The sequence below is a fragment of the Pseudoduganella ginsengisoli genome, from assembly GCF_009720865.1.
Lineage (GTDB): Bacteria > Pseudomonadota > Gammaproteobacteria > Burkholderiales > Burkholderiaceae_D > Rugamonas > Rugamonas ginsengisoli.
Genome location: NZ_WNLA01000003.1, coordinates 67,732 through 80,817 on the forward strand (window position 1 = coordinate 67,732; position 13,086 = coordinate 80,817).

14 protein-coding genes are annotated in these 13,086 nt (G+C 61.0%); 8 read left to right on the forward strand and 6 right to left on the reverse strand.

What is annotated here, in order from left to right; translation table 11 throughout:
* Nucleotides 1–9: 9 nt before the first annotated feature.
* The 3 genes from GM668_RS06800 to aptA form a co-directional block, all read right to left on the reverse strand.
* Nucleotides 10–1,512 (reverse strand): CoA-acylating methylmalonate-semialdehyde dehydrogenase, encoded by a 1,503-nt coding sequence (locus GM668_RS06800; RefSeq protein ID WP_155438204.1) that lies wholly within the window; start codon nucleotides 1,510–1,512, stop codon nucleotides 10–12.
* Nucleotide 1,513: 1 nt separating this feature from the next.
* Nucleotides 1,514–2,647, reverse strand: coding sequence for an alanine dehydrogenase (gene ald / locus GM668_RS06805; RefSeq protein WP_155438205.1), 1,134 nt, complete (start codon nucleotides 2,645–2,647; stop codon nucleotides 1,514–1,516).
* Nucleotides 2,648–2,734: 87 nt separating this feature from the next.
* Nucleotides 2,735–4,051, reverse strand: a complete 1,317-nt coding sequence (gene aptA, locus GM668_RS06810; RefSeq protein ID WP_155438206.1) for an omega-aminotransferase AptA — start codon at nucleotides 4,049–4,051, stop codon at nucleotides 2,735–2,737.
* A gap of 175 nt (nucleotides 4,052–4,226) precedes the next feature.
* On the opposite strand from aptA, the gene GM668_RS06815 reads away from it, so the two are divergent.
* The 8 genes from GM668_RS06815 to GM668_RS06850 all read left to right on the forward strand — a co-directional run bounded on the left by GM668_RS06815 (nucleotide 4,227) and on the right by GM668_RS06850 (nucleotide 10,025).
* The gene (locus GM668_RS06815; protein ID WP_155438207.1) at nucleotides 4,227–5,699 is read left to right on the forward strand and encodes an aminotransferase-like domain-containing protein; all 1,473 of its coding nucleotides are present in this window, start codon (nucleotides 4,227–4,229) and stop codon (nucleotides 5,697–5,699) included.
* An 11-nt stretch (nucleotides 5,700–5,710) separates the two neighbouring features.
* On the forward strand, nucleotides 5,711–6,385 hold the full coding sequence (locus GM668_RS06820) for a TetR/AcrR family transcriptional regulator (protein ID WP_155438208.1): 675 nt from the start codon (nucleotides 5,711–5,713) through the stop codon (nucleotides 6,383–6,385).
* A 31-nt stretch (nucleotides 6,386–6,416) separates the two neighbouring features.
* Nucleotides 6,417–6,980: a GNAT family N-acetyltransferase gene (locus GM668_RS06825; RefSeq protein WP_155438209.1), complete on the forward strand. Its 564-nt coding sequence runs from the start codon at nucleotides 6,417–6,419 to the stop codon at nucleotides 6,978–6,980.
* A gap of 156 nt (nucleotides 6,981–7,136) precedes the next feature.
* Nucleotides 7,137–7,409 (forward strand): hypothetical protein, encoded by a 273-nt coding sequence (locus GM668_RS06830; protein ID WP_155438210.1) that lies wholly within the window; start codon nucleotides 7,137–7,139, stop codon nucleotides 7,407–7,409.
* A gap of 2 nt (nucleotides 7,410–7,411) precedes the next feature.
* On the forward strand, nucleotides 7,412–8,338 hold the full coding sequence (locus tag GM668_RS06835) for a sensor histidine kinase (RefSeq protein ID WP_155438211.1): 927 nt from the start codon (nucleotides 7,412–7,414) through the stop codon (nucleotides 8,336–8,338).
* Nucleotides 8,335–9,132: a LytR/AlgR family response regulator transcription factor gene (locus tag GM668_RS06840; protein ID WP_155438212.1), complete on the forward strand. Its 798-nt coding sequence runs from the start codon at nucleotides 8,335–8,337 to the stop codon at nucleotides 9,130–9,132. Before GM668_RS06835 ends, GM668_RS06840 begins: the two co-directional genes overlap by 4 nt.
* Before the next feature lie 67 nt (nucleotides 9,133–9,199).
* The gene (locus GM668_RS06845; protein WP_155438213.1) at nucleotides 9,200–9,622 is read left to right on the forward strand and encodes a VOC family protein; all 423 of its coding nucleotides are present in this window, start codon (nucleotides 9,200–9,202) and stop codon (nucleotides 9,620–9,622) included.
* Nucleotides 9,609–10,025, forward strand: a complete 417-nt coding sequence (locus GM668_RS06850; protein WP_155438214.1) for a YybH family protein — start codon at nucleotides 9,609–9,611, stop codon at nucleotides 10,023–10,025. The genes GM668_RS06845 and GM668_RS06850 overlap by 14 nt, the downstream gene beginning before the upstream one ends.
* A 42-nt stretch (nucleotides 10,026–10,067) precedes the next feature.
* Here the strand turns inward: GM668_RS06850 and GM668_RS06855 are convergent, their stop codons facing one another.
* Genes GM668_RS06855 through deoA form a run of 3 tightly spaced genes read right to left on the reverse strand, consistent with a single transcriptional unit; the run spans nucleotide 10,068 to nucleotide 13,024 of the window.
* The gene (locus GM668_RS06855; protein WP_170305529.1) at nucleotides 10,068–11,285 is read right to left on the reverse strand and encodes a nucleoside deaminase; all 1,218 of its coding nucleotides are present in this window, start codon (nucleotides 11,283–11,285) and stop codon (nucleotides 10,068–10,070) included.
* Complete coding sequence (locus tag GM668_RS06860; RefSeq protein WP_155438215.1) at nucleotides 11,282–11,689, reverse strand: cytidine deaminase; 408 nt, start codon at nucleotides 11,687–11,689, stop codon at nucleotides 11,282–11,284. The genes GM668_RS06855 and GM668_RS06860 overlap by 4 nt, the downstream gene beginning before the upstream one ends.
* Before the next feature lie 12 nt (nucleotides 11,690–11,701).
* The gene (gene deoA, locus GM668_RS06865) at nucleotides 11,702–13,024 is read right to left on the reverse strand and encodes a thymidine phosphorylase (protein ID WP_155438216.1); all 1,323 of its coding nucleotides are present in this window, start codon (nucleotides 13,022–13,024) and stop codon (nucleotides 11,702–11,704) included.
* Nucleotides 13,025–13,086 lie beyond the last annotated feature (62 nt).

Here is a 13,086-nt window from a genome sequence, read left to right on the forward strand (position 1 = left end):
AGCTCAGTGTCACTTCATTTGGGGGAATGCAAATTCCGCACCAGCACTAGCCGTATTGGGCCAGCGCTGCATCACTGCTTTATGGCGGGTATAGAAGCGCACGCCCTCGGGACCATAGGCATGATGGTCGCCGAACAGGCTGCGCTTCCAGCCGCCGAAACTATTGAATGCCATCGGCACGGGCAGCGGCACATTGACGCCCACCATGCCGACCTGGATCTGGCGCACGAATTCGCGCGCCACGCCGCCGTCGCGGGTGAACACGGCGACGCCGTTGCCGAATTCATTGGCATTGATCAGCTCCACCGCGTGGCCGATGTCCGGCAAGCGCACCACGCACAGCACGGGGCCGAAGATTTCTTCCTTGTAGATCGTCATGTCCGGCGTCACATGGTCAAACAGCGTGCCGCCGATGAAGAAGCCGTTTTCACGCCCTGGCACTTTGTAATTGCGGCCATCGACCACCAGCGTGGCGCCCTGCTCCACACCGGTGCCGATCAAGCCTTCGATACGCTGCTTGGCGGCCGCTGTCACGACCGGCCCCATTTCCGCGCCATGCTCCATGCCGTCGCATACTTTCAGTGCAGCGGTGCGCGTTTTCAGTGCGGCCACCAGCTTGTCGCCCGCATCGCCCACCGCCACGGCAACGGAAATCGCCATGCAGCGTTCACCGGCGGAGCCATAAGCGGCGCCCATCAGGGCATCGACCGCCATGTCCATGTCGGCATCCGGCATCACCACCATATGGTTTTTCGCACCGCCCAGCGCCTGCACGCGCTTGCCATGCGCGCTGCCCCGCGCATAAATGTATTCGGCAATCGGCGTGGAGCCGACGAAGCTGACCGCTTGCACGACCGGATGATCCAGCAGCGCATCGACAGCCGTCTTATCGCCCTGCACGACGTTGAACACACCATCCGGCAAACCCGCTTCCTTCAGCAGCTTCGCGTGCAGCAACGATGGCGACGGGTCGCGCTCCGATGGCTTCAGCACAAACGTATTGCCGCAGGCGATCGCCACAGGGAACATCCACATCGGCACCATCACGGGGAAGTTAAAGGGCGTAATCCCCGCCACCACGCCCAGCGGCTGGCGCATCGACCACGCATCGATGCCGCGCGCAATCTGGTCCGTGAATTCGCCTTTCAGCATTTGCGGAATGCCGACAGCAAATTCCACCATCTCAATGCCGCGCCCCACTTCGCCTTGTGCATCGGAGAACGTTTTGCCATGTTCGCGCGTCAGCATTGCGGCAAATTCATCGGTGTGCTGCTGGCACAGCTGCAAATACTTGAACAGCACGCGGGCCCTGCTCAAAGGCGGCGTGGCGGACCAGGCAGGGAACGCGGCAGCGGCAGCCTGCACGGCTGCATCCACTTCGTCCACGGTGCCCAGTGCCACGCGCGCTACCGGCTCGCCCAAGGCCGGGTTGTACACATCGCCATAACGGCCGCCGCGCGTGTCGACTTTTTCGCCGTTGATGAAGTGGGTGATGGTGTCGAGATTGCTCATTTCAGGATCGTCCTTGTTCCGGTGAAGCCAACAGCGAGTCGGCCGAGAAATACGGGTAGCCCAAATCGCGGGCTACCGCTTCATACGTGACATTGCCCTGGCAAACATTGAGCCCTGCCTTCAAGTGCGGATTGGCCATGGCAGCTTTCCAGCCACGGTCGGCCAGCGCCACCGCGTGCTGGATGGTGGCGTTATTCAGTGCAAAGGTCGACGTGCGCGCCACGGCGCCCGGCATGTTCGCCACGCAATAGTGCACGACGCCGTCAACCACATACGTCGGCTTTTCATGCGTGGTCGCGTGCGACGTTTCAAAGCAGCCGCCCTGGTCGATCGCCACGTCCACCACCACGGCGCCCTGCTTCATCTTCGAAATCATGTCTTTCGTGACCAGCTTCGGCGCCGCCGCGCCAGGAACCAGCACGCCGCCAATGACGAGGTCCGCATCGAGCACGGTTTCTTCAATGCTGGCGGCGTTCGAATACAGGGTCGTCACGCGGTTGCCAAACGCCAGGTCCAGCTGGCGCAAGCGGTCCACGTTCTTATCGATGATGGTGACGCGGGCGCCAATGCCGATCGCCATTTGCAGTGCATTGGTGCCGACCACACCGGCGCCGATAATGGCGATATGGCCCGGCGCCACGCCAGGCACGCCGCCCAGCAGCAAGCCCATGCCGCCTTTGGATTTTTCCAGGTGTGCCGCACCTGCCTGGATCGACATGCGGCCCGCCACTTCACTCATTGGGGCCAGCAGCGGCAAGCCGCCGTTCGGGCCCGTGATGGTTTCATACGCAATACAGACGGCGCCGGATTTCACCAAGGCCGCCGTTTGTTCCGGGTCCGGCGCCAGGTGCAAATACGTGTACAGGATCTGGTTTTCGCGCAGCATTGCGCACTCTTGCGGCTGCGGTTCCTTGACTTTGACGATCATCTCGGCTTTTGCAAAGATTTCCTCGGCCGTGTCGATCATCATGGCGCCGGCTGCCGCATACATGGCGTCCGCCAGGCCGATGGCCGCGCCCGCGTTTTTCTGCACCATGACCTTGTGGCCACGCAAAGTCAGTTCTTTCACGCTGGCCGGGGTCAAGCCAACACGCGATTCCTGGTTTTTGATCTCTTTCGGTACGCCTACTAACATGGTGGGTCTCCTTGTTATTGGTGCAAGTTAGCCTTGTGGGCTGGTCCGGCATGGCCTGGGCGGGCGCGCGGGTTTGTACAACCCGCTCTACTCAAGCGTCTTCAATACGGTGGTCAACTTCCCAAACAATTCATCGATGTGTTTTTTCTCGAACGTCAGCGGCGGCGACAGCGCGATGATGTCGCCCGTCACGCGGATCAGCACTCCGTCCGCGAACATTTTCTTGAACGCCGCATAAGCGCGCGCGCCCGGCTTGCCGGCAATCGGCGCCAGCTCAATGCCCGCCACCAGGCCGATGGTGCGGATGTCGATCACATGCGGCAGCCCTTTCAGCGCATGGACGGCATCTTCCCAGTAGGGCTGGATGGCTTTTGCGTTATCGAGGATGGCTTGTTCCTTGAACACTTCCAGCGTGGCCAGCGATGCGGCACATGCGACCGGGTGACCGGAATACGTATAGCCGTGGAACAGTTCAATGCCAGGCGGCGCATCCATGAAGGCATCGTGGATGAATTTCTTACTGAACACGGCGCCCATCGGGATCACGCCATTGGTCAAGCCTTTGGCTGTCGTCATCATGTCCGGCTCCACGTCGAAGTAATCGGACGCGAATGGCGTCGTCAGCCGGCCAAAGCCGGTAATGACTTCATCGAAGATCAGCAGGATGCCGTGCTTGGTGCACAGTTCGCGCAAGCGCTTCAAGTAACCCTTCGGCGGGACCAGTACGCCGGTGGAACCCGCGACCGGCTCCACGATGACGGCCGCAATGGTGGATGCATCGTGCAGTGCGACGATGCGTTCCAGCTCATCGGCCAGGTTCGCGCCATGTTCCGGTTCGCCCCGCGAGTAAGCATTTTTTTCCAGGTTATGCGTGTGCGGCAAGTGATCGACGCCGGGCAGCATGACGCCGTAAGGCTTGCGGTTGCCCGCGATGCCGCCAACGGAAATGCCGCCAAAGCCCACGCCATGGTAGCCGCGCTCGCGGCCGATCAAGCGCGTGCGGCTCGCTTCGCCGCGGGCCTTGTGGTACGCCAGCGCGATCTTCAGCGCCGTGTCCACGGCTTCGGAACCGGAGTTCGTATAGAACACGTGGCCAAAGCGGTGGTTACTGTATTCCATCAGCTTTTCCGCCAGGTCGAACGCAGCGGGATGGCCCATCTGGAATGTCGGCGCAAAATCCAGCTGGCCGATCATTTCACGCACTGCTGCAACAATCTTTGGCTGCGCATGGCCGCAGGGGACGCACCACAGCCCGGCGGTACCGTCGAGGATGGAATTGCCATCCACGTCCTTGTAGTACACGCCTTCCGCGGACACCAGCAACCGAGGGTTGGCTTTGAAGTCGCGGTTATTTGTAAACGGCATCCAGAAGGAATTCATGGATGCTGGCCTGGACTCGTTCATGCAATCTCTCCTTTTTTTACAACCCGTAAAATTCTTTACCAGTTGGCAAAATGATGATGCAATAATAGACAGCAGTTCCACTATGGCACAGATACACAAATAGCAAAACTCACCAACCGTACAGGTAACAAAAACGATACAGTTGGAGGGGTAGCATTCAACGGGAAATGGGTGTATGCAACAGGCGGCGGCAATCATCGAACAGGAGTGTAGCCAGGACGGCTGGCCCGTGCTGTCCATAGAACGGATGGCGGGCAAAGGCCGCCTGGTCGACCAGATCGTGGCGGCCATTACCGATCTGGTGGCGCGCAGGGAGTTGCGCGTGGGTACGAAAATGCCGTCCGTGCGCCAGTTTGCCAAGTGTAATGGCGTGTCCACCTTTACAGTTGTGGAAGCGTATGACCGCCTCGTCACCTTGGGCTTGCTGTCGTCGCGCCGTGGTTCCGGCTATTTTGTCGCGCGCCAGGACGTGCCGGCGGCGTTGCTGCCAGCCCACAGTCAGGCCGCAGCCCCTGCCGCCATCGATGCGCTGACGCCGGATTTGTATTCCGGCGTGTCGGAAGCGCTGCCGGTCGGCGCCGGCTGGCTGCCGCCCGAATGGTATGGCGAAGACACAGTGCTGGACGCTGTGCGGCAGGCGATGCGCATCCCCGCTAACCGCTTAAGGGGCTATGGCCACCCGATGGGCTTCCCAACGCTGCGCCAGCATATGGCGTCCATGCTGACGGGCGATTTATATCCGGTGGAGCCGGACCAGATTTTATTGACGCACGGCGCCACGCACGCGTTTGACCTGGTGCTGCGCACGCTGACGAAACCGGGTGACGCCGTATTGGTGGAAGATCCAGGCTACAGCAATTTACTGTCGCTGATCCGCCACCATGGCTGCATCCCGGTCGGCATCCCCCGTGGCGAAAACGGGCTGGATATGGAAGCGCTGGCGGAACAGGCGAAAGCCATGCAGCCCAAGCTGATGTTCGTGAACACGGTGCTGCAAAATCCGCTCGGCACGTCGCTGACGCACGCACAGGCGCACCGCTTGCTGGCGCTGGCGGAACAGTTCGACTTCTGGCTGGTGGAAGACGATATTTACCGCGAACTGGCGCCGCACGGGGCCAGCTTCCCGTCGCTGGCCGCCATGGATGGCTTGCGGCGCGTGATCCGCGTAGGCAGCTTTTCCAAAACTTTATCGCCCGTGCTGCGCGTGGGTTCGATCTCGGCGTCCAACTCGCTGCTGCCGGAACTGCTGCGCGTGAAAATGCTGGCGGGGCTGACGACGTCGGAAATCAATGAACGGGCGGTCTTCCACGCGATTACAGCGCGGCCGTATAAACGCATGGTCGAGCGCCTTGCATCGCAACTGGAGGCAGGCCGCGCCCGTACCCTGGAAAATGTGGCGGCAGCGGGCATGAAACCGCTGGCCATGCCCCGGGGCGGCATGTTTGTGTCCGCCGGCTGGGACGTGGCGCCCACGCCTGAATGCAATGGCAAAACCATCGCCGAACAGGCGTTAAAGGCCGGCATCCTGCTGTCGCCGAATGAATTCTTTATGCTGCGGCCCAGCGACACCATCTGGTTCCGCTTCAACTGCGCGTACAGCGATACCCCGCAGCTGCGCGCTTTCCTGCAATCCATCCGACCATGCTGAAGGAATCCACCATGCCACCGAAAATCGGACTGGCCGCGGCGCCCACCCGCATTAAAAGGCGGGTACTGAACCGCGACAAACTGGAAGCCGAGATCGCGGAAGTGGCCGTGCGCATTTTTGCCGAATGCGGTTATGAAGGCACGTCGATCGCCGCCATTGCCGAAGCGGCCGGGCTGTCCAAGCAAAACCTGATGTATTACTACCCCACCAAGCAGGCGCTGTACCAGCGCGTGCTGGACGATGTGCTGGATGACTGGCTGGCCCGCATGGAAAGCCTGGCCCACGAAGAACAGGATCCGCACGACATGCTGCGCGCGTACATCCAGGCCAAGATGCGCTTTTCACGTGAACAGCCGTGGGCGTCGCGCGTGTATGCGATGGAAGTAATTTCCGGCGCGCCGCTGTATGGCCAGCAAATCCACGACCGCGTGGTGCCACTGCTGCGCAAGGATATCGACGTCTTTGAAAAATGGATCGCGGCGGGACGTATCGGCCCCGTCAACGCCACGCATTTGATCTTCATGGTGTGGGCCATGACGCAATCGTATGCGGACTTTTCCGCGCAAATGGCGCTGGTACTGGGCCGCAAGCAATTGACGCGCAAGGATTACGACGATGGCGAAGAAACCATCGTGCGCATGGTGATGGCGGCCATTGCCTGCACGCCACCCGGGAATTTGCCATAATTGTTGCTTTCACATCAATCCCGAGTGCCGTATGCCTGCCTTTCAGCCTGTCGTCCTGACCACCCAGCGCCTGCAACTGCGTTTCATCAATGACGGCGACGTGGACTCTGTCCACCGCCTGTTCACCGATCCGGAAGCGCTGCGCTATTGGAGTTTCGCGCCATGGACCGACCGCTCGCAGGCAGAGGAAACCGTGCGCGATACACAAGCGGCCTACGAGGATGGCAGCATCCTGACCTTTGCCATCACGCTGGCAGGCAGCGGCGACATGATCGGCAAATGCCGGCTGTCGAAATTTTCCGAACAAAACCGGCGCAGTGAAATCGGCTATATCCTGGACCGCGCCCACTGGGGCAAAGGCTATGCCAAAGAAGCGCTGGCCGCGCTGATTGGCCATGCGTTCGGCCCGCTTGACTTGCTGCGCATCGAAGCCGATGTCGACCCGCGCAACGATGCGTCGTGCAAATTGCTGGAACGCTTGCATTTCATGCATGAAGGCCACTTGCGCCAGCGGTGGATCGTCGCGGGTGAAGTGTGCGATACGGCTTTCTATGGACTGCTGCGGCAAGACTGGGAAGCTGCAAAAGTTGCATAACGAAAAACATTGCGGAGCGTCATGCCCAATGACACCGTACGATTGACGCCCCGCAAATGCAGCTTGCCCCCTATAAACAGCAATTCGTCGGATAGCCCTCCCCCGCAGGGAACGCCGCTGGTACATTGGTTCCATCGACACGCACGGAGGACTCTGATGAAAACCGTCAACCACACAATCGGCGACGTATTGCGCGAAGTAGGCAATGCCGCCGCCCATATCGGCCGCTATTTCATGCGCACGCTGTCGCGCATGTCGTGGCCTGCGCTGCTGGCCAGCTGCATCATGCTGGCGATCCTGCTGACCATCTTGCCGCTGGCGCTGACCTTGTTTGCCATCTTTTTGCTGGCCAAGATCGCTATTGCCATCGTAGCGGGTTACAACTACAACAAGCGCCGCGGCGACTATACCCCGCACAAGGACGTCTGACCATGGCTTTTGCCCGCACAAAACAGGGGACCCGCAGCACGCTGGCCTTCATCCGCGAAATTGGCGAGACGGCGCGCACCTTATGGTGGGAATTCTTCGACTGGCTGGCCGTCGTCGAATGGCGCAAGCTGGTGGTCATCCATATCCTCGTGGTGATCGTGCTGGGCATGCTGCACGCGGGCCAGGTGGGCGGGTGGTTCGTGTTCCTGTCGGTTTGCCTGAAAATCCTCGCGGGCGGCAAACGCCGTGCGGAAGTGGAAGCCAAGGAAGCAACGGAACACGCGGGCACGGAAAGCCTGGAGCGCCGCCTGGCGGAAGCGCAGCTGGCGGCGCTGCAAGCGCAAGTGGAACCGCACTTTTTATTCAACACGCTGGCGCTGATCGGCCAGTTGATTGAAACAGACCAGAAGCAGGCGGCCAAGGTGCACTCGCACCTGATCGATTACCTGCGCGCCACCATGCCGCAAATGCGCTCGCGCAGCAATCACACGCTGGGCCGGCAAATCGACATGTCGCGCGCCTATCTGGCCATCATGCAGGCGCGCATGAAGGAACGGCTGGCCGTGTCGATCGACGTGGCGCCAGAATTGCTGAGCGCTTCATTCCCGCCCATGATGCTGCAAACCTTGATCGAGAATTCCATCAAGCACGGGCTGGAGCCGAAAATCGAAGGAGGCCGCATCGATATCCGCGCCACGACGACGACCGGACCTTCGGGCAGCATGCTGGACGTGGAAGTGCATGACGACGGTATCGGCTTCGACGTGCATGCGGGTGAAGGCGTGGGACTGGCCAATATCCGCGAGCGTTTGCGCCTGCTGCATGGGAACCGCGCGCAATTGATTATCGAGACGCCGCATGACGGCGGGGCGCGGGTCATCATCCGCCTGCCATTTGCGCCGGACATTTTTGCAGGAACCAAACCATGAGTGCCGCATCACCTTCCCGCTGCCCTACCGCCCTGATTGCGGACGATGAAGAACCGATGCGCCAGTTGCTGAAAAGCCGTTTGCAGGAAGCGTGGCCACAGCTGGAGATCGTGGCGGAAGCAGCCAACGGCATCGAAGCCATTGCGCTGACGGGGTTGCACCAGCCGGACATCGTCTTTCTCGACATCCGCATGCCGGGACTGTCCGGCATTGAAGCGGCGCGCATGCTGTTCAACCGCTGCCACATCGTGTTTGTCACGGCCTACGACCAGTACGCGATTGAAGCATTTGAGCAGGGTGCGCTGGATTATCTGTTGAAGCCAGCCGGTGGCGAGCGCTTGAAAATGACGTGCGCGCGGCTGCAGGAACGGCTGGGCAAATCCCCCGCGAATATCGAACACCAGCTGGCGCAATTGCTGCAAGGCGTCAGCGGCGCCAGCCGCGGTGCGGCTGCTGCGAAACCGCGCGAATACCTGCGCTGGATCCAGGCCATGGTGGGCAACAGCTTGCGCATGATTTCAACCAAGGAAGTCTTGTTCTTCCGCGCCGATGAAAAATATACGCGCGTGCAAACCTTGCAGGGCGAAGTGCTGATCCGCAAGACGCTGAAGGAATTGGAAGACGAACTGGATCCCGATGAATTCTGGCGTATCCACCGTTCGACGCTGGTGCGGGTCGATGCCATTGCCGAAGTGCGGCGTGATTTGCGGGGCCGGCAAATGGTGCGCGTACGCAACTTCGACGAAGAACTTGAAGTCAGCCGTGGCAATACGCATCTGTTCCAGCAAATGTAAAAAGCTCAGCTTGCCCCTGCAAATGTGCTGAACTATATTGTCAGCACATTAATTGATGGGGGTTACGATGCCGAGCATACCGAAGGATACCCGCACGACTGTCATCCCCTGCCTGCGTTACCGCGACGCGCCTGCCGCCATCGATTGGCTGTGCAATACACTGGGCTTTTCAACCATGCTGGTGGTGCCGAACGACGATGGCACCATTGCCCATGCCCAGCTGAGTTACGGGAATGGCATGATCATGCTGAGTTCCGTGTTTGATACCGAATTCGGGCGCCTGATGGCGCATCCATCGGAAACCGGCATGCGTGTCACGCAGAGCAGCTACCTGGTCGTCAACGATGCGGATGCAGTCCATGCGCGCGCAATCGGCGCCGGCGCTGTGATAGAAATGCCATTACAGGATGAAGACTACGGCGGGCGCGGTTTTACATGCCGCGATCCGGAAGGCAATCTCTGGAGTATTGGAACCTATGACCCATGGTAATGACGAACAAGCGATCCGCGCGGTGATCGCACAGTGGATGGACGCCACGCGGCTGGGCAATGTTGACGCGGTATTGCCGCTGATGACGGAAGACGTTGTGTTTATGGTGCCGGGCCAGCCGCCCATGACGGGCCGCGACAGCTTTGCGGCAGGCATGCGCGGTATGGCAACGACGCATCGCGTGATGCCGGACAGTGTGGTGGAAGAAGTCGCCGTGTCCGGCGACATGGCTTACTGCCGCACGCGGCTTGAAGTCCGGATCGAGCCGCTGGGAGGCGGCGCGGCCGTGCGGCGCGCCGGCTATACGCTGTCGGTATTCCGCCGCAGCGCCGATGGCCAGTGGCAGCTGGCGCGCGATGCGAATTTGCTGGCGCCGGTAACGGATGGGATGTCGGACGGGTGATCCCGTCGCGCGGGTTCAAGGGGAGCGCCTGGCCAATCCGCCCTACGGATTCAACGCGGCGATCAATTCTTGATCTCCCACCTGCACAGGGCGGATGCGGATCGTATGCCGGTACAGCGGCGGCATGGCTTCGCACATTGCTTCCAGCGCCACTTGCGGCTGCGACGGCAACACGTACTGGAACTGCCGGGGATTCGATGCCGGCAGCGGTCCTTCCATCGTCGAGCCATAGGCGCCCAGTTCCATGAAACTCAGTGCGCCATTGGCCGGCCCCCGTGCAAAGACAAAGGTGCCGTCTTTCGGGTGGCCCAGGTATAGCCGGATTTCATCGCGCTGTTGCGGCGTCGCATTTTCCATCAGCTTGTAGCGCAATTGTGCATACGCGCGCGTGCACTCCATGAACGCCGTACGGATGCCGGATTTATTGCGCCGGCCCGGCATGCACAGCAACAGGTTGCCGAACGAATCCAGCAACGCCACCGCATCGCCGTCCCCGCCCATCACTTTGTCGCGCGCCATGGCTTGCAACAGCGCGGGCGCCAGGCTGGCGTCTGGACGCTGCGGGTCGCAGCGCACCGTCAAGGCTTCCGGAAATGCCTTGCGCAGCGCCACGCCGATGGCATGGCGCGACGACAGGGTCGCCGGGTCTTTCAATTGCTCGCGCGGCGGGTCCGTATCGAACAGCGCCATCGCGCCTTTCGACGTGGCTTCAAACACCAGCGAGCACAGGGCTTCCGTGGGCTCGGAAATATTTTTGCCGATGAAGAATGGCTTGACGGGGGCGCCCTTCGCTTCCCGCGCATAGGCCGACTGGCCCAGCACGGCCGGATAGGAAAACGTCGCACGCGCCTGTTCGCGCAAGCCTTCCGGCAATGCATCGAAGGTGGCGCTGCCATCGTAATTGATGCCCGCATTCGGGTCCGTTGCCGCCACCACCACATTGAATCCCGAGGCCAAAATGGCGCCCGTGCACATGCAGCACGGATCCAGCGACGTCACAATGGTGATGTCGTGCGGCTCCGGCAATTCAGTGCCTTGCGCGCGCTCTTCGAAATACCAGTCGATCAGCTGGCGTTCGCCGTGCGCGGTGGGATCGAACACGAGGCCATCGCGGATGACATTGTTTGGCAGCGCTTTTAATATCGTGCCGGATGCATCGATCATGACGCCGCCGACGCCAAACGTCCCCTGCGTCTTGGCCGCAATGGCTTCATTGGCGGCGACCGCCACCGCCGCCTGGACATCGATGACCTTCTTCACTTCTTTTTCAAATCCGAGCCGCCGAACGCGTTCGGCAATTGCGCAGCCGCCGTGGTTTCAAACACGTCGCCTTTCAAGTTGGCCAACACCACGGCCAGCTCGTTGCCGCCCAGCTCCAAGGTCACCTGGCGGCACGCGCCGCACGGTGCGATCGGGCCATCGGTCTCGCCTATGACGGCCAGCTTGTCGAAGTCGCCCGGCTTGTAGCCGTGGGCCAGTGCGCTGAAGAAGGCCGTACGCTCTGCGCAGTTGCACAGGCCGTACGATGCGTTTTCCACGTTACAGCCGTGGAACACACGGCCATCATTGCACAGCAGCGCTGCGCCTACCTTGAAGTTCGAATACGGGGTATAGGCTTTCAGCCGCGCCGCCGCAGCTTCTGCAATCAGTTGTTCATTATTCATTCAATGCTCCGGTTACGGACGGATCGTGCGGTAGATAACCGGGTTGGCTGCCGGCTTGTCTTCCGCGATCGTGTACGCTGCCTGGATTTCCGCAATGGCTTGCGCCGCTGCAGCTTCCGTACGCGCGTGCACCATGGCCAGCGGCTGGCCCGCTTCGATGCGGTCGCCCAGGCCAATCAAGTCCGTCAAGCCAACCGCGAAGTCAATCGTATCGGTCGGACGGCGGCGGCCGCCGCCCAGGCTGACGACGGACAAGCCAATGCCACGGCAATCCGTCGCGGCAGCATAACCGGATTTCAGCGCAGGCGCAGGCACGAGGATCGGTGCTTTCGCCAAATGCTTGTCCGGGTTTTCCACCAGGTCGGCCGGGCCGCCCAATGCCACCACCATGCGCGCAAAGCGCTCCGTCGCCGCGCCCGTATCCAGCGCGGCTTGCAGCTTCTGGCGCGCTTCCACTTCATCGGCAGCCAGCTTGCCCAGCACCAGCATTTCCGCGCACAGCGCCATCGTCACTTCATGCAGGCGCGCCGGACGCGATTTGCCCGTCAGGTAATCAATCGCGCCGCGCACTTCCAATGCATTGCCCGCGTATGGCGCCAGCGATTCATTCATGTCCGTCAAAATGGCCGACGTCATCATGCCAGCGCCGTTGCCTACCTTGACGATGGATTCCGCCAGTTCCACGGATTTATCGTAGGTCGGCATGAAGGCGCCGGTGCCCGCTTTGACGTCCATCACCAGCGCCTGCAAGCCGGCCGACAGTTTCTTCGACAGGATGGAGCCGGTAATCATGGCCACGGATTCCACCGTCGCCGTCACGTCGCGGATGCTGTAGAAACGCTTGTCCGATGGCGCCAGGTTCGACGTCTGGCCAATGATGGCCACACCCACTTCCTTGACGACTTTGCGGAACAATTCATTGTCCGGCACCGTGTTGTAGCCAGGGATGGAGTCGAATTTGTCCAGCGTGCCGCCCGTGTGGCCCAGGCCACGGCCGGAAATCATCGGCACGTAGCCGCCGCATGCGGCCACCATGGGGCCCAACAGCAGCGACACGACGTCGCCCACGCCGCCCGTCGAATGCTTGTCGACCACCGGGCCAGGCAAGTTCAGGTTAGACCAGTCCAGCACCGCGCCGGAATCGCGCATGGCCAGCGTAAACGCCACGCGCTCGTCCATGTTCATGTCGTTGAAGTACACGGCCATGGCCAGCGCGGCAATCTGCCCTTCGCTGACGCTGCCGTCCGTAATGCCGCGCACGAAGAACTGGATTTCTTCCGCGCTCAGGCAGCCCTTATCGCGCTTTTTGCGAATGATTTCTTGGGTCAGGAACATAGTCTGTCTCTTGATGTATGGTCTTTGTAAGGTATTCGGGCCGCAGGCCAGTGTCCCCGGTC